This window comes from Nocardia fodinahabitans, assembly GCF_052983615.1.
This window is the reverse complement of sequence record NZ_JBRJJC010000001.1, coordinates 6,526,054-6,542,845: the sequence shown is the minus strand read 5'-3', so window position 1 is coordinate 6,542,845 and position 16,792 is coordinate 6,526,054. Positions and strand designations below refer to the sequence as shown.

16 protein-coding genes and 1 pseudogene are annotated in these 16,792 nt (G+C 67.2%); 10 read left to right on the top strand and 7 right to left on the bottom strand.

Annotated features, from left to right (window positions below):
- Positions 1-33 precede the first annotated feature (33 nt).
- Positions 34-999, top strand: coding sequence for an NAD(P)H-dependent flavin oxidoreductase (locus NV348_RS30910; RefSeq protein ID WP_447150017.1), 966 nt, complete (start codon positions 34-36; stop codon positions 997-999).
- 109 nt (positions 1,000-1,108) lie between these two features.
- Here the strand turns inward: NV348_RS30910 and NV348_RS30905 are convergent, their stop codons facing one another.
- A complete protein-coding gene (locus tag NV348_RS30905) occupies positions 1,109-2,488 on the bottom strand; it encodes an MBL fold metallo-hydrolase (RefSeq protein WP_447151193.1) in 1,380 nt (459 codons plus the stop codon).
- A gap of 234 nt (positions 2,489-2,722) precedes the next feature.
- Here NV348_RS30905 and NV348_RS30900 point away from each other — a divergent pair, with 234 nt between their 5' ends.
- From NV348_RS30900 to NV348_RS30875, 6 genes are all read left to right on the top strand, one after another.
- Positions 2,723-2,893, top strand: coding sequence for a DUF8730 family Cys-rich protein (locus NV348_RS30900; protein ID WP_447150016.1), 171 nt, complete (start codon positions 2,723-2,725; stop codon positions 2,891-2,893).
- Between the two features lie 151 nt (positions 2,894-3,044).
- Positions 3,045-5,231, top strand: a complete 2,187-nt coding sequence (locus NV348_RS30895) for an MMPL family transporter (RefSeq protein WP_447150015.1) — start codon at positions 3,045-3,047, stop codon at positions 5,229-5,231.
- An 85-nt stretch (positions 5,232-5,316) separates the two neighbouring features.
- The gene (locus tag NV348_RS30890) at positions 5,317-5,586 is read left to right on the top strand and encodes a metal-sensitive transcriptional regulator (protein WP_447150014.1); all 270 of its coding nucleotides are present in this window, start codon (positions 5,317-5,319) and stop codon (positions 5,584-5,586) included.
- Positions 5,587-5,612: 26 nt separating this feature from the next.
- Complete coding sequence (locus NV348_RS30885) at positions 5,613-5,858, top strand: YgaP family membrane protein (RefSeq protein WP_447150013.1); 246 nt, start codon at positions 5,613-5,615, stop codon at positions 5,856-5,858.
- A 42-nt stretch (positions 5,859-5,900) separates the two neighbouring features.
- Positions 5,901-6,305, top strand: coding sequence for a DUF302 domain-containing protein (locus NV348_RS30880; protein WP_447150012.1), 405 nt, complete (start codon positions 5,901-5,903; stop codon positions 6,303-6,305).
- Positions 6,306-6,369: 64 nt separating this feature from the next.
- Positions 6,370-7,143 (top strand): sulfite exporter TauE/SafE family protein, encoded by a 774-nt coding sequence (locus tag NV348_RS30875; RefSeq protein WP_447150011.1) that lies wholly within the window; start codon positions 6,370-6,372, stop codon positions 7,141-7,143.
- A 64-nt stretch (positions 7,144-7,207) separates the two neighbouring features.
- Here the strand turns inward: NV348_RS30875 and NV348_RS30870 are convergent, their stop codons facing one another.
- Positions 7,208-7,618, bottom strand: a complete 411-nt coding sequence (locus NV348_RS30870) for a hypothetical protein (RefSeq protein ID WP_447150010.1) — start codon at positions 7,616-7,618, stop codon at positions 7,208-7,210.
- Positions 7,619-7,958: 340 nt separating this feature from the next.
- Positions 7,959-8,150: pseudogene (locus NV348_RS30865) on the bottom strand (diiron oxygenase); the annotation flags it as partial.
- A 279-nt stretch (positions 8,151-8,429) separates the two neighbouring features.
- Here NV348_RS30865 and NV348_RS30860 point away from each other — a divergent pair.
- On the top strand, positions 8,430-9,803 hold the full coding sequence (locus tag NV348_RS30860) for a cutinase family protein (RefSeq protein ID WP_447150009.1): 1,374 nt from the start codon (positions 8,430-8,432) through the stop codon (positions 9,801-9,803).
- A gap of 69 nt (positions 9,804-9,872) precedes the next feature.
- Here the strand turns inward: NV348_RS30860 and NV348_RS30855 are convergent, their stop codons facing one another.
- The 4 genes from NV348_RS30855 to NV348_RS30840 form a co-directional block, all read right to left on the bottom strand.
- Positions 9,873-10,085, bottom strand: a complete 213-nt coding sequence (locus NV348_RS30855) for a helix-turn-helix domain-containing protein (protein ID WP_358187256.1) — start codon at positions 10,083-10,085, stop codon at positions 9,873-9,875.
- A gap of 199 nt (positions 10,086-10,284) precedes the next feature.
- Entirely contained in the window at positions 10,285-11,259 is a 975-nt protein-coding gene (locus tag NV348_RS30850; RefSeq protein ID WP_447150008.1) for an AraC family transcriptional regulator, read from the bottom strand.
- A gap of 171 nt (positions 11,260-11,430) precedes the next feature.
- On the bottom strand, positions 11,431-12,063 hold the full coding sequence (locus NV348_RS30845; RefSeq protein ID WP_447150007.1) for a GNAT family N-acetyltransferase: 633 nt from the start codon (positions 12,061-12,063) through the stop codon (positions 11,431-11,433).
- Positions 12,060-13,091, bottom strand: coding sequence for a ThiF family adenylyltransferase (locus tag NV348_RS30840; protein WP_447150006.1), 1,032 nt, complete (start codon positions 13,089-13,091; stop codon positions 12,060-12,062). Before NV348_RS30840 ends, NV348_RS30845 begins: the two co-directional genes overlap by 4 nt.
- A gap of 673 nt (positions 13,092-13,764) precedes the next feature.
- On the opposite strand from NV348_RS30840, the gene NV348_RS30835 reads away from it, so the two are divergent.
- On the top strand, positions 13,765-14,604 hold the full coding sequence (locus NV348_RS30835; RefSeq protein ID WP_447150005.1) for an SDR family oxidoreductase: 840 nt from the start codon (positions 13,765-13,767) through the stop codon (positions 14,602-14,604).
- Positions 14,605-14,627: 23 nt separating this feature from the next.
- Positions 14,628-16,775: a catalase gene (locus NV348_RS30830; protein ID WP_447150004.1), complete on the top strand. Its 2,148-nt coding sequence runs from the start codon at positions 14,628-14,630 to the stop codon at positions 16,773-16,775.
- The last annotated feature ends 17 nt before the right edge of the window (positions 16,776-16,792 follow it).

The following is a 16,792-nucleotide window of genomic DNA, read 5'->3' as shown; positions in this document are numbered from 1 at the left end:
AAGCACTTACCGCTCCGCGACAGAGGAAACACCATGACCGACTCGTTCCTGTCCACCCTGCGCCTGCCGGTCGTCGCGGCGCCGATGTTCCTGGTGTCCGGCCCGGAGCTGGTCACCGCGGCCTGCACCGCGGGCGTCGTCGGATCGTTCCCGACGCAGAACTGCCGCACCGCGGCCGACCTCGACACCTGGATGGGAACGATCACCGATGCGCTCCGCGCGGCAGCGGCCACCGAGGGCCCGGTCGCCCCGTGGGCGGCGAATGTGATCACCCACAGCAGCAATGCCCGCCTCGCCGACGACCTGCGCCTCATCGCCGAATACCAGCCGCAGATCGTGATCACCGCCCTCGGATCCCCGAAGCCCGTGATGGACATCGTCAAGGGATACGGCGGCACGGTGATCGCCGACGTGGTCAACCTGCGCCTCGCACACAAGGCCGCGGCCGCGGGCGTCGACGGCATGGCCTGCGTGTCGGCGGGCGCGGGTGGCCACACCGGCCACCTGTCGCCCTTCGCGTTCACCTCCGCCGTGCGCGAGTTCTTCGACGGGATGATCATCATCGGCGGCGGCATCAGCGACGGTCACGGTGTCGCCGGCGCGATCACCGCGGGCGCCGACCTGGTCTACATGGGAACCCGGTTCCTGGCGGCGGCGGAGAGCATGGCCGCCGACGGGTACAAGCAGATGGTCGTCGACCACGGGCCCGATGACCTCGTGATCAGCTCCGCGATCACCGGCACCCCGGCCTCCTGGCTCAAGCCCAGCCTCGTCGCCTGCGGTCTGGACCCCGACAACCTGACCCCGCCGACCGGGGAGAAGAACTACACCGCGGGCGCGGAGTCGATGAAGCGATGGAAGGACGTCTGGGCGGCAGGCCAAGGGCTGCAGCCGATCCGCGCGATCGAACCGGTGCGCACCATCGTCGAGCGGATCGAAGCGGAGTACGTCGCGGCGCTGCGGCGGTCGAGCCGGATGATCGCGACCGCCACGCACTGAGATCGGGTCGACCGCGACCCTGCGTCAGGGTCGCGGTCCTGTCGTATGACAGCAGCAGCCCGTTGTCGTCGGCCCTGGTCGAGACGGACAGGGCCGACGCCGCCGGATTTCAGACCGCCGCGTGGTGATCAGCCCACTCGTTGTAACCACCGACCAGGTCGCTGACCTGCTCGATGCCCAGTGAGCGGAGCAGAGACGCCGCGACACTCGAACGCCATCCGCCCGCGCAGTGCACGACGATCGGCACGCCGGTGGGCAGCTCCGAGACCCGGGAACGCAAGTGCGCCAACGGGATCGGCAACGCTTCGGGGATGAAGCCGAACTCCCGCTCGCCAGGGTTGCGAATATCGACAAGGGTCACCGCGCCGTCGGCGAGCGATCGCCGCAGTTCCTCGACCGTCGTCCTCGGCGCCGCCTGCACGAGATCCGCCAGCGCCGTGGGGAACGTTCCGTCACGGTCGACGGTGAGGTATCCGACCGCCTCGTCGGACCCGATTCGCGACAGTCGCAGCGCCGCGTCCTGTTCCTCACCGGGATAGGTGACCAGCACGATCCGGTCGCCGATCTCGGCCACCATGCCACCGGTCTCGGCGAACCGGCCGTCGAAGCCGACATTCACCGATCCGCGCAGGTGCGCGACGGCGAAGTCGTCGGGGGTCCGGGCATCGAGAACGCGAGTGCCGGAGGCCAACTCGGCGCGGACCTGCTGCGCGGTGAACTCCGGGATGACGCGATGACGGTCCAGCACCGCCCGGTTGCCCTTGTTGAGCGCGGCGTCGACGTGGAAGTACTCCGGGACCGCCGGCTGACCGTCGGTGATCAGGGCGACGAATGATTCCTCGCTCATCGGCTGCACCGACGGATTGGTCCTGCGCTGTTCCCCGATCGTCGAGGTCAGCGCCGCGGAGAGGTTCTTACCGCACGAGGAGCCCGCACCGTGGGCGGGCATGACGACCACCGAGTCCGGCAGGGGCAACAGCGTCTCATGGATGGTCCGGTACATGGCCCGCGCGAGATCGGCGGTCGAGCCGTCGCCGAGGTTGACCAGGTCGGGTCGGCCGACGTCGCCGATGAAGAGTGAGTCACCGGTCAGCACCGCCGTCGGCCGCGCCTTCGGGGTTTCGCGCACCAGCAGGCTGATCGATTCCCACGTGTGCCCGGGAGTGGACAGCACCTCCAGCTCGACCTCCCCCAGCGAGACGCGCTCGCCGTGCGCGAGCCGGCGAATCGGATAGTCGGTTTCGGCCGCTGCACCGAAGCCGATCCACGCGCCGGTGGCCTCGAGCAGTTCGAGGTGACCGGAGACGAAGTCCGCGTGGAAGTGCGTGTTGATCACGCCTTCGATCGTCAGTCCGAACCGCCGCGCGTCGTCGAGATACTCGGTGATGTCGCGCCGCGGATCGACGACAACGGCCCGGCCGGTGCTCTCGTCGCCGATCAGGTACGAGGCATGGGACAGGCATTCGATGTAGTACTGCTCGAGAATCATCGCGCTTCCTCCGTTCCGGGACGACACGGTTTCGATGCCGCTATGGACACTCTGGCATATACCCCCTAGGGTATGCAAGTACCCCTGGGGGTATATGCGAAGATGGACCGCGCCGTCACCCGATCGTCGGAAGGCAACCGAACCGGCCCACCTCCTGTGACCATCCACACCTCGCCAGAGGATACCCCCAGGGGTATTGTTGCCCAAGATCCCCATATCTCCGAGGAGGAGTTCATGTGTTACCCAGTCACCTGCTCGACCTGTAAGAAGACCACGTGGGGCGGCTGCGGATCGCACGTCGACAGCGTGATGAAATCGGTTCCCGCATCCCGGCGCTGCACCTGCGAGGCGACACCCCGCAGCACCGGCAGCCTCGGCATCTTCGGCCGCATCCTCGGCCGCTGAGCAGACGCGTCGAGCGCACACTGCGCCGCGCGGGCGCGTGACAGCGGCGGCACCCTTCCGCCACGTCGCCATCGCCGACACCCCCCTCCGCAGATCCGCCCGGGCGCGCCGCGCCCGAAAATATACCCCCTCCCGTATAAGGAGACTCGCAATGAGCAGCAGGAACACGTACGTCGACGAGCAGCCGCCGACGCGATGGAAACACGAGCACGGATCCGCCCCGCCGACGATGCCGGGTGGTGTGCTGGCCCGCCTGGGAGCACAGATGGCCACGCACGCGAAGTGGGTTTTCGGCGTGTGGCTGATCGCCCTGGTCGCCCTCGGCGCCGCGGCGCCGAGCGTGTTCAGTTCACTGGCGGGCGCCGGCTGGCAGGCCAACGGCTCGGAATCGGTTCAGGTCCGTGAGCTGGCACAGCAGCACTTCGGCGGCAACTCCTCCGCCGCGGTGCAGGTGGTCGTGCATTCGGATTCGCGCATGGTTTCCGATCCCGCGATGCAGCAGGTACTCGCCGAGGCAACCGCCATCTTCCAGGGCGACGACCGCTTCGGTGCCGTGATCGCCCCCCAGCCCGGGATGACGATCAGCCCGGACGGCCACACCGGCGTCTTGATCGCCGGCGCGAACGCGAGCACCGACGAGATGGTCAAGGCGGTCGACGACCTCGGAGGCCGGCTCACCGCACTGTCGACCGATGGCGTCGAGGTCTACCCCACCGGTGCCTCCGCGCTCTGGAGCGACTTCAACAAGGCCAACCACGACGCCATGATCAAGGCGGAGATGTTCTCCTGGCCGGTGACGCTGGCGATCATGGTGCTCGCGTTCGGCTCGCTCGTCGCCGCGGGCCTGCCACTGCTGCTGACCCTGGCCGGTCTGGTGGCGTCGGCCGGCGGCCTGGTGCTGCTCAACTCCGCGACCCCGATCTCGGTGTGGGCCATGAACTTCGCCATGATGTTCGCCCTGGCACTCGGTATCGACTACGCCCTGTTCATCGTCGCGCGGTTCCGTGACGCGCTGCGAAAGGCCGGAGACACCCGCGCCGCCGTCGCCGAGACGATGGACACCGCGGGCAAGGCTGTGGTGCTGTCGGGCCTGACCGTGCTGGTGAGTCTGTCCGCCGTGTTGCTCGTCCCCGCACCCGCGGTGCGGACCATGGCCGTGGGCATCATGCTCGCCGTCGCTTTCGTTCTCGCCGCCACGCTGACCTTGCTTCCGGCAGTGCTGGGCAAGCTCGGGCCGAAGATCAACGCCGGTTCACTGCCCTACGCCGCACGCCAGCAGCACCGGTCGCCGCGGTTCGAGTCCTGGGGCAATCTGCTGCACCGGCACCCGTGGCCCTTCGCCATCGGGTCCCTCCTGGTGCTGACCGCGCTATCGATCCCGGTGCTGGGCCTGAAGGTGGCCATGCCCTCGATCCAGGTCGTGCCCACCGACTCTTCGGTGCGCCAGGGCTACGAGCTGATCCAGGCCCAGATGGGCGAGGGAGCACCCGGCATGTTCCAGATCATCTCCCCCGCCGCCGATGCCGAGGCGACCGCCGTCGCCGCCCGGGCGACCGAGGGTATCGCCATGGTCACCCCGCCGATGCCCAGCGCAGACGGCTCCGGCTACGTGATGCTGCAGGCGATCCCGGATGTGGACCCCTCCGACCAGGCGATGGGCGCGATCCTCGACCAGCTGCGTGCGGACCTGCCGTCGCACGCCCTCGTCGGCGGGGCACCGGCGGAGAACCTCGACCTCCAGCAGGCCCTCGACGACTATCTGCCGGTGATCATCGGTGTCATCCTCGTGCTCGGCTTCGTGCTACTGCTGGTCGCGCTGCAGGCGCCACTCATCGCGATCCTCGGGACAGTGGTGAGCCTGCTCTCGACGGCGGCGGCGTTCGGCGTGGCCAAGCTGATCTTCCAGGACGGGCACGGAGCGAGCCTGCTCGGCTTCACCCCGCAGGGCTTCCTGGACGGGTGGGGCCCGGTGTTCTTCTTCGCGATGATCTTCGCCATCGCCATGGACTACACGGTGTTCCTGCTCGCGACCGCGAAGGAGCACTATGAGGAATCGGGCGACCCGAAGGTCGCACACGTCATGGGGCTGGCCCACTCGGGCCGAATCATCGCGGCCGCCGCGGCGGTGATGGTGGCGGTGTTCTTCACCTTCGCGCTCGCGGAACCGTTGCCGCCCAAGGAGATGGGAATCATCCTCGGCGTGGCCGTGCTGCTCGACGCGGTGTTCATCCGGCTGATCCTGCTGCCGGTGCTGCTGCGCCTGACCGGCCATGCCGCCTGGTGGTCGCCGGCCTGGCTGCGCCGCGCACTACCGAAGATCAGCTTCTCGCACGGCTGAGTCGACCGGGTATGTGTGGTGCGGGTTACCGCACCACACATACCCCCTAGGGTATAGTTGGGGTACGTTCGAGAAAGGAATCGCCATGGTGGGAAACGACGAGAGTATCGCGCTGGTACTCAACCGGCTGCGCCGCGCACACGGGCAGCTCGCAGGGGTGATCGCGATGATCGAGAACGGTCGCGACTGTAAAGACGTCGTCACCCAGCTCGCGGCGGTCTCGCGGGCACTGGACAAGGCCGGGTTCAAGATCGTCGCCAGCGGACTGCGCGAATGCCTGGCCGGCGAGTCCTCCGAGGGCAAGGAGCCCATGAGCGAAGCCGAGCTGGAAAAGCTCTTCCTGGCACTGGCATGACGGATCGACAAGAAAGGGTGAAGCCCGTGCGAAAACTCCCTCGCCATCAGGGCTGGACCGTCGAACGAGTGGTGCCACTCATGGCCGGGGTCATCGTGCTGGCAAGCGTGGCCTCCGCGCTCGCTTTCACACCCTGGTGGTTGTTGCTCACCGGATTCGTCGGCGTGAATCTTGTCTTCTACGCACTGGCAGGCTGGTGCCCCGCCAGCCTGATCATGGAGAAAGCCGGACTCGAACGCGCCAGCTGCCGGGTCCAGACCACCTCCGTCTAGCACCCGCCACAAGTCTCGACCAACGAGAACGGAGACCCACCGATGAACCTGGCATTGTCTACCACTTTGGAGACGTCATTCGCGGACGCCGTTGCCCGAACCCGAGCGGCGTTGCAGGAACAAGGATTCGGCGTACTCACCGAGATCGACATGCAGGCCACCTTGAAGGCCAAACTCGACGCCGACATGGAGCGGTACCTGATACTCGGCGCCTGCAACCCCCCGCTCGCGCACCGGGCTGTCGAGGTGAACCGGCAAATCGGACTGCTCTTGCCGTGCAACGTGATCGTGCGTGAGGACCCTGCCAGGGAAGGCACGGTCCTGGTCGAGGCGATGAACCCGCAGCTGCTCGTGCAGGTCACCGACGAACCCGCTCTCGCATCGATCGCCGATGATGCCGGTCGCCGCCTGCAGTCGGCGATCGATGCACTCACCGCCGGAGACTGACCGCGGCGATCACGAAAAACCCTGACGATGACAGCACAGCACCTCGGTACGGAAGGAGTCGCCGGTGACGATTCTCGTCTCCGCCATGCTCGGTGTTGTCATCGGTGTCCTGCTCGGCCTGCTCGGCGGCGGCGGGTCGATCCTCGCCGTTCCCGGGCTCGTCTACGGCCTGGGGATCCCGCTCGCGCAGGCGGTGCCGATGTCACTGCTCGTGGTCGGCGTTTCCGCGCTGGTCGGCGCCCTCCCCAAGATCCGATCCGGCCAGGTCCAGTGGCGGGTCGCGGGCGTGTTCGCCGTGACCGGACTGCCGGCCGCGTTCGCCGGTAGCGCGGTCAATCGATACCTTCCCCCAGCGCTGACTCTCGCCGGATTCGCCATAGTGATGGTCGCCGCCGGAGCCCGGATGCTCGCGAGTGGGGAGGGCATCGGTACCGCCTGCCGAGTGGACGGATCAACCGTCGATTGGCGTCGATGCGCCTCCCGCGCGGTGCCGGTCGGCCTCGGTGTCGGATTCCTGACCGGACTGTTCGGGGTCGGCGGCGGATTTCTCATCGTCCCCGCCCTCGTCCTTTTGCTCGGCATCGAGATGTCCGTGGCAATCGGCACGTCCCTGGTGATCGTCACCGCCAATTCGGGCTCCGGGCTGCTCGCCTACCTCGGCAACCTCAGCCTCGACTGGCGGATCGCCGCGACCTTCACCGCTACCGCCATCGGCGGCTCGCTCGTCGCGGCCCGCTTCGGACAGCGAGTCGATGTCTCCCGGCTACAGCGGTGGTTCGCCTTTCTGATCTTCGCAGTGGCGGCCTTCGTCCTCATCGAAGTGCTCTTCCTGCGATAGCGGCCGCACACGGGAGTGCGTCGACACCGCGGCGCACTCACACCACGGGTCGGCCTGCGCGTCTTCAGCGATGAGGGGAGCCGCGGCGCGTGCCGAGCAGCTCCGAATGGTCCGCGTCAGACGAATGCGCGGGCGAAGAGCTGAGGCCGCTCAGGAACATATGCGTTTCGAAGATGATGCGGTCGAGCTCGGTGACTACTTGGGTCATGGCTTCATCTACAGCCGCTACGTCATCAGGCCCCTGCTCGATGATGGTTCGGACCGTGTCACAGATGCCGTCGAGGTGCTGAACCAGACGATCGTTGAGCAAATCGGCCTCGGCACCGCGGTGTGCAAGGTGGCCGGTGTCGTGTCCGACTCGGCCCGGCTGCCCCCTCACCGCTGGAGCTGCGCTCGTGGGTGTCATCGCGTTCTCCCTTGCGTGGTCGCCCTGCAGGGGCTTGTGGAACGGAGAGACAAGCTGATCCCTGATCATCTCGAAGCCCCTACCCCTGAACTGAATGACCCACTCAGTACACGCTTGGTCGCTAACGATGTCAACGATAGAGACCTACAACGTAGAGTGAGCGTCCCATGCCGCTGTCACGTCTGCTCGGCGCACGTTGTCGGCCGTTTCGCAGGCGAGCGATCATCCCCGATACAACTCCCAGCAGATCCAGAGGCACCGGCGAGTGAGCCGGTCCGCGCGATCGGGGCGATCGCGTCGGCTCGCCCGCCGAACGCTCGGGACTGTCGGCGGCCACCGGGTTCAGCGCCGCGATCGCGGGCTCAGGCGGCCCGGTGGACGGAACAGTCGGGCTCGCCGCGGTCTCGCGACACCCGCCCTCCGACACCGTGGACGATCGAGGGATCCGGACGCGCAGATATTCCCCGGCAAAGGAGATGTGCCGGGCTTCTTCGGCGATATGGATCTCCATGGTCCGCAGCACGGCCGGGGGAATGGCCGAGCCTGCGCGAATGAGGGCCTTCTGGTAGTGGTCGATCGGCTCCTCCCCCGCCAGAATGCCGAAACTCCGGCGCCCCGTTCGGTAGCGCCATGATGTGGTGCATCATGGCCCGGATCAGCATGGTGGGCCGAGGACGGGGCCAGGCGCATCGGGATGCAGACCGGGCTCGACCGCGACACCCGCCGCCCTGCGTCCCCCGGCGCCAAATCTGAAATGAAACTGTATCTGAAAGTGCCGACGAAACCGGCGGCGAGTGGCGACAATTGGCCACGACGGTTCGGCACGCTTCAGGACCTGCGCGCCGTCACGAATCTCCTTCGGCAACAGAGGAATTGGACGATGAACAGGGTTTCGAGATCCGCCGCGGCGACGTTGGTTGCCGCCGTCGTCGCGGTCGGGACTGCGGCGGTCGGCGTCGCGCGGGCCGAAACGCCCGGCGCGCAGCCCTGCACCCCGTACACCGCAATCTTCGGGCCGGGAACCTGGGAGACCACGCCGGACGCCGATCCCGAGGTGCCCGTCGGCATGCTCCGCCCCGTCGGAGATGGCCTGCAACGGCAGTTCGGCCGTGACATCACGGTGCTCTATGTCCCCTATGCCGCAAGCGCTTTCGACCAGGGCCTGAGCTACGCGGAATCCTTGAGCACCCTGGAATCCCGCTTGGGCCAGATGCTGCGTGGCCTGTGCAACTCGACGCGGGTCGTCCTCGCCGGCTACAGCCAGGGCGCGGACGGCATCGGCGATCTCGCCACCGAAATCGGCCATGGCGACGGTCCTATCGGCGCCGATCGAGTGGTCGGTGTCGGACTACTGGCCGATCCGCATCGCGATCCGGATACCACACCCTCCCTGGGAAATCCGCAGCCCGGCTACGGCATCGCCGGAGCGCGAAGCCGGGATTTCGGTGCCTTGACCGAACGGGTTCGCACCCTGTGCGCCGACGGCGACCTCTACTGCTCCCTCGATGCCGCCACCTCCCCATTCCTCGCCGTGCTGGGCAGGGTCCTGAGCGGTGATCCCGCACCGATCGCGAACTACCTCCCCGCCACGGCCGATCCCAGCAGCCTGATCGCGCAAGCCGTCACCATGGGCGCCGGCTGGACCGCCACCGCGGCGAACCTGCCTTCCATTCTCGACAACCTCACCCGCCTCCCGGAGTTCATCGCAGCAGGTGACATTCGCGGTGCGCACCGGACCGCGAATGCCTTGAACGTCGCCCTGGCCCCGATGGTCCAGGCCGCGGCGGGTGTGGACCGCGTCCTGGTGGCCCAGGTCCTCCGCGCAGCCGCCGCCGTCGACCCCTCGGGTTGGACCGCAGGCGTCAGCGTGATCGCCGACGCTCTCCTGCACATCGATTTTCTGAGCATCGCCGACAGGGTCGGTCAGATTCAGGAAATCCTCTGGCGTGCGGTCGAATCCCTCGATCGCAACGACCCCATCGCCGCCGCCGCCGACCTGACGACCTTGGCCGCCACCGGCGCCGACCTCACCGGCGCCGTACTCGGCCCCGTCGCCGCCGGCATCCGGGCCGACCTCCACGCGACCACCCGAACCCTGCTCAGCATCACGGACCCCGCCACCGTGGAGGAACTCGTCCAACTGGGCCGCCAAGGCGTGGACATGGCCAACTTCTACGCCTCCGAGGCCCACGTCGACTACAACGACGACGTCCACATCCTCCTGAGCTACCTGAGCTCCCAGGTCGTTTCGTAGCCCCGTCAGCCCGTGGGCTCGCTGTTGCGTCGGCTCGATCCGGATCGAGCCGACGCAACAGCATTCACATCAGCACGACACCGCGTTTCCGACCGAGTTGTCGAGACGCACCCCCAGAACTCTCGACAACTCGCCGACACTGTCGGCACTGGGTGTCACCACATCGCGTTCCCAACGGCTGATCTGGTTTCCGTCCGCAATTCCGATCCAGTCGGCCAACTCCGCCTGCGTGAAGCCGGAGGCCATCCTCGCCGCCCGAATGGCTTTGCCGATCGTGGACATGGTCTCCCCTCTCTCTCGATCCCTCGGCGCGGACTGCATCGGCGCGGGTGCCCATCGGCGAACACTCACACTCCTGAAGCGGTCTCGCGCAGCCACATTCGAACGATATCGGCGAATCAGCCTGCGAAGGAGGCTGTGACTGCACGGCAACTGACTGTGCACGCACAAACTTTCGCGCCGCCGGGCGCGGAACCCCCGGCTACTTCGGTGGGTTGTCCGCATCGGTGGCGCTGCGGCGCCAGTCACGTGGCGTCATCCCGAATGCTTCACGGAATCGCCGGGTGAAGTGGGCGGCGTCGCGGAAACCCACGGCACCGGCCACCGCAGCGACGGACCGGTGCGCATAGCCGATATCGATCAGCATGTCGCGGGCCCGGACCAGGCGTTGCTCGATGATCCATTGCTCGAGGCTGATACCCGACTGCGCGCATACCTTGTACAGGTGCCGAACGGAGATGTTGTTGGCGGCGGCGATATCCGGGATCTTCAAGGCCGAATCGGACAGGTGGGTCCGCACGTACCCGAGGATCTGCTCGATCAGCAGTTGCTCCGGGATGGCGGCGCCGTCACCCGGCCCGCGGCCGGCCGCCGAGATCAGTAGCGCCCGAACCATTTCCAGGCACGCCTCACCCACCGAGGCGGCCCCCGGATCGGCTTCGAGCTGGTCGGCGATCCCCACGAGATGCTGGATCTGCGCCGTGACCATCGGGTACAGCGGCGATGCCGCCAGGCGCCCGTGAGCCGCGACGACCGTTTCCGCGGAAATACCGAGGCGCTCCCTGGACAGCTGCAGGCACAGCGTTCCGCCGAGTCCGTGCCAGCCGGAGGCGAACGCGGTGGCCAGGTCGATCACTTCGCAGGAACCGGGTTCGATCAGCGTTTGCGCACCGAACTGTTCGTGCTTGCGGACCTGTCCGTTCTGCACGGTGACCGTCAGGGTGTCGCTGGGCGAGGAGCGCTCGTGCCGATTGGTTCGGCAGACCTGGTGACCGGATACCTCCGAGCGGGTGAGCGCGATCGGACCCAGCATCCAGGCCTGGTGCCGGCTGACCACTTCGGCCGGCGAATCCCACATCCGCAGGTTCGCCCCGATATCGGCTTCCATCAGGATTGCGGTGACCGCCTCCCGCCGGTCGGCCGGCGTGAAGTAGTCGGAGTCGATCAGCACTGCCATCGGTGATCTCCACTTCGGATCTCGCCGGCGGTGGAGTCCCTCCCGTCGCCGGCCGCTGCGCGTTTCGGGTGGTGGCAATCGGGGCAAAGGTGATTGCCAGGGCCTGTAGTCGGCGATGCTATCGCGCCGTGGCGCGCCCGGAGCCCGATTCGGCAGGGTTGCGCACCGACTTCACCGACCCGCGGAGACGTGTTCCCTTGCCGCGGTAGCCCGTAACGCCAGGATTCGGCGTTCGGCAGCGGTCGCCGTCGCAGCCCATTCCGGCCGCAACGCCGCATACGTGCACACATCGCGCCACCGACCCTGGGTTCGGTACAGCTGCCGCAGCCGCGCCTCCGGCGTCAAGCCCACTCCCGCCATCACCGTGTCCATCACCGGATGATCGTGCCGGTGCCCCGCCCATACCCGGTGAATCCCGAGCGGCCCGAAGGCGAATGCCGCCATCAGCCGCCCCGCCTCGATACCACCGGCGCGCAGCGCCCCTTCCGGAACCACGACCAGACCGCCGATCATCGCGTTGCTGCCGAAATCCTCCACCAGCAGGCCGATGGTGCCGACCATGGTGTCCTCGTCCGGTGCCGTGATCGCCAGCGTGTACTTGCGCCGCGGACTCTCGCCGCGGGAACGCAGGGCGGCGTCGAACGACGCCGCGGCCGCCCGGACACCCATGCTGTCGGTGCCCATATACCTGGTCAAGTGCGGGTCGGTGAAGATCCGCTGATAGACGCCCAGATCACCGGCACGGAGATCGCGCAACCGCAGCCGCGTGCCGACCAGTTCCACATTGCGGAGATCGATCGTCAACGGACTTCCTCCATGGCCCACACCAATTCCGGAGCAGCGGGTGGACAGACCGCGGGTATGAGCTCGTCGAGGTCGATATAGGTTCGCCCCGACGGGATCAGCTCACCGAGCAGGATCCGGCGAGCCGTGTCCGCCACCAAGGCGCCCCCGAGCATCACCCCGGAGGCGAGCTGCGGCCAGCTGGACAGACTCCGGCCGATCTCACCGACAGCATCCCGCATCGCCGGACTCAGCCGCGGCTCATCGACCACTGCCAGCAGGAACGACAGCCGCTCGCCCCGGTTCATCCGCGCGACATCGGACGAGGTCGACCCGTCGGCGCGGCCGTGGAACAGCGGGCGATGGGGTTCGAGATCGAAACGCTCCACATCCAGCATGCCGCGATCGTTGGTGTCCATCAGAACCGGGATCCCTCGGCGCCGCGCGTATTCACGGGCAGCGACTTTCGCCCACGCCGTGTCGCACTCCTCCACCAGCAGATCCAGTGGCCGGGTGCCGCCCACGCCATCGACGAACGGCCCGATCGACTCCTCGGTCAACCCGTCGGTGAATACCTCGATGTCGAGATAGGGGTCGATCTCGAACATCTGACGCGCCGCCAGCACCGCCTTGGATACCCCGAGATCACCCACCCCGGCCCGCAGCCGGTTCAGATTCGACAGCCCGACGGTGTCGAAGTCGGCCAATCGGAACGATCCGCCGACCCCTTCCATCGCCAGCGTCACCGCCGCGCTGTTGCCCACCGACAGACCGACCACACCGATCCGCCGCCCGCGCAGGTCTCGCTGCTGCGCCCGGTCGACCTTGTTGCGATTCCGATCGGTCCGCAGCCGCTGGAAACCCTCGCGCGGCAGCACATGCACCAACCGGCCGTTCCACGGATAGAACACCCACGTTCCCCACCGCCACAACGGAGTCCCACCACGGATCCGGCGACGGGACGCCGCCAGCGAGTCCGTCGAATGCGCGACAGCAGGCTCCTCGCACCGGATCAGTTCGTCGAGCTGATCTTCGATCGTGTCGTGCACCGCTCTGACAGAACTCGATGCTGCCAGCGCCTCCAGGTCACACAATCCTTCCGGGCTCGACGCATCGAGCAGCACGGGACGGAAATGCGATGTTGCAGCGCCGGGCGTGAGTACCGCCGGACGCCGAACCGAGCGATGCGGAACCATGTGTGCACGAACCTCCGACCCTCGTGAGGCGAACGGACACCCGCTCGTCTCTGTCGACCTGGACGCGCAAAGAATACATACAGCACACCTTCAGCAAACCAACCTCCGGTCCACCGGCATGGCGCGGCCATACCGCAGCCAAACTGGGACTATGACCAGGAGAGCCGGACCCGAAAGGAGACCTTTTCCATCGCCCTTCCGGCGGTCTCGCAATAGTCCCGCAAGCATTGATTCGAGGAGGGCGAGGGATCCGCGATACCGCCACCGCACTGCCCCCTTCGGACAGCGGTGAAAGGCTGTCCGGGGCTCAGTGCGGGTCGTTGCCGGTCGACTCCGGTTGGTCCGGCGGCTTACCGGTACGCCTGCGAGACAGCAGGACAACCGCGACGACAACGACCAGCGCGACGATTACCAGAAGTTCCATACGGCGCGCGTACCCGCATGCTGCGCGACCAATCGCTGTTTACCCTCGGCAAATCGCGGTATCGCCCCGAAGACGGCCGTCGTCCAGCGGAGGGTTTCGATCATGGGATTTCCCGAACAACAGCAGAAAGTACCCGGCGTCCAGGCGCAGATGTCACCGGTTCCCGACTGCGGGGAGAACAGCTATCGCGGCTCGGGGAAATTGACCGGTAAGGCAGCGGTGATCACTGGTGGCGACAGCGGGATCGGTCGAGCGGTGGCGATCGCTTTCGCCCGCGAGGGTGCCGATGTGCTGATCTCTTACCTCGATGAGGATCGTGATGCCGAGGAAGTCGCCGGCTGGGTATCCGAGGCGGGTCAGCGCGCCGTCCTGGTGCCCGGTGATCTCTCCGACCCCGCGCATTGTCGTGCCGTCGTGGAACGAGCGGTCTCAGAATTCGGCACCATCGATGTATTGGTCAGCAATGCCGCCTATCAGATGACCCACACCGATCTGTCGGAGATCAGTGACGAGGAGTTCGCCTACACGTTCGCGCTGAATGTCGGCGCGTATTTCCATCTCGTCCAGGCCGCGGTTCCGCATATGCGGCCCGGGTCGTCGATCATCGGCAGTTCCTCGGTCAATTCCGACATGCCCAATCCGACACTGGCACCCTACGCCGCCACCAAAGCGGCGATCGCGAATCTGTCCGCGAGCCTGGCGCAGTTGCTGGGCGACAAAGGGATCCGGGTCAACAGCGTGGCACCCGGCCCGATCTGGACGCCGCTGATCCCCTCCACCATGCCGCCGGAGAAGGTCGCGACATTCGGAGACGACACCCCGCTGGGCAGAGCCGGGCAGCCGGCGGAACTCGCCCCGGCCTATGTCCTGCTCGCCGCCGACGACGGCAGCTATATCTCCGGCGCCCGGCTGGCGGTCACCGGCGGCAGGCCCATTCTCTGAGCAGACCGACGAAGGGACGACACATGAGCGCGCACGACATTCCCCGGGAATTCACCCAGCCACCGACTCCACCCGACGAAGACGCTGCGACACCGTGCGAACAAGCGGGCCCGGCCGCGGACCAGGAAGGCCCGGCGCTGCGCAGTCCCACGGGCGCCTCGATCCCCGGCAGCGCATCCGTGCGCGCACAGCAGGGCGGCGCGCTGACCACCGCGCAGGGCCTCGGCGTCGCCGATACCGATCACGCGCGCAAAGCCGGTCCACGCGGGCCCGTGCTCCTCCAGGACATCCATCTGCGCGAGAAGATCACTCACTTCGACCACGAACGGATCCCCGAGCGGGTCGTGCACGCACGCGGAGTGGGGGCTCACGGTGTGTTCGTTGCCAACGGCGCCGCCGCATCGCTGACCCGCGCGCGGTTCCTGTCCGCCGACGCGCGCACACCGGTGTTCGTTCGATTCTCCACGGTGCTCGGCTCGCGCGGTTCGGCCGACACAGTGCGCGACACCCGGGGTTTCGCGGTGAAGTTCTACACCGACGAAGGGGTCTACGACCTGGTCGGCAACAACATTCCGGTGTTCTTCATCCAGGAGGCGATCAAGTTCCCCGACGTCATCCACGCCGGAAAGCCGCAGCCGGATCGGGAAATACCGCAAGCGCAATCCGCGCACGACACCTTCTGGGACTTCGTCAGTCTGCACACCGAGGCAACCGCGCACACCTTCTGGAATATGTCCGACCGGGCGCTGCCGCGCTCACTGCGCATGATGGAGGGATTCGGTATCCACACCTTCCGGCTGGTCGCCGCCGACGGCACGACCAGCCTGGTGAAGTTCCACTGGAAGCCGCGACTCGGGGTGCATTCGATGCTGTGGGAAGAAACCCAGCTCACGGCCGGGTTCGATCCCGATTTCCACCGCCGGGATCTGGCCGAGGCCATCGAAGCGGGAAACACCCCGGAATGGGACCTGGGCGTGCAGGTGTTCCCGGACACGCCCCAGCACCTGTTCGAGGGCACCGATCTGCTGGATCCGACGAAGATCGTGCCGGAGGAACTCGCGCCGGTCCAGATCATCGGAACACTGCGGCTCACCGCCAACCCGGTGAACTTCTTCGCCGAGACCGAGCAGGTCGCCTTCTGCCCCAGTCATCTGGTGCCGGGTATCGAGGTCACCGACGACCCCCTGCTGCAGGGCAGGCTGTTCTCCTATCTGGACACCCAGATCAGCAGGCTCGGCGGACCGAATTTCGCGCAATTGCCGATCAACACACCGCACACCGAGGTCAACGACCTGTTCCGGGACGGCATGCACCAGCACGCCGTGCACCCCGGCATCGCGCCGTACAAACCGAACTCGCTGGGCGGCGGCTGCCCCTACGCGGCGAGCCTGGCGGAGCATGCCTACGTCGAATCACCGACGCCCATCCCGCCGCCCACCGCCACGTTACGGACGTCGGCGAACAGCCCCGACGCCGTGTCCTTCGCCGACCATTACTCGCAGCCGCGAATGTTCTATCGCAGTCTCACCACGGGCGAGCAACAACATCTCGCCGACGCGTTCGCTTTCGAACTCGGCAAATGTTCGGTTCCGGCGATCCGGAAACGTGCCCTGCAGATGCTGGCCAACGTCGACGACCAGCTCGCCGACTACGTCGCGGGCCGGCTCGGACTGTCGGCACCTGCCCGCACTGCCGATCGCGTCGAGCTGGCGCCGAGCCCCGCATTGTCGCAGCGGCGCGGCCCTTATCCGGTCGACGGACGCACTGTAGCGCTGGTGGTGGACGACACGATCGCGGCCGAGGCGCTCGACGAGGTCCGTGCCGCGCTCCTGCGGGCTCACGTCCGGCCGCTGGTGGTCGCCGCGCACGACGGCGACGTCGCCGGCATACCGGTGGATCGAAGCTTCGCCACCATGCGCTCGATCGAATTCGACGGCGCGATGCTGTTGGCGGGCCCGCTCGATCCCCGGGTCGATCTGCTGCTCGCGGAGCTGTGGCGACACGGCAAGGCGATCGCGGCAGTCGGCACGGCGGCGTCGCTGTTGCAGCGCATCGGCGCCGACCCACGCTCTCCCGGCGTGACGGTCGACGACGCGGTCGCTGCCACCGTGGGCCTGCTGACCGACTTGGCCGAACACCGCGCGTGGGCCCGGATCGAGGCGGCGTCGTGACCCGGCGACCCGCGCAC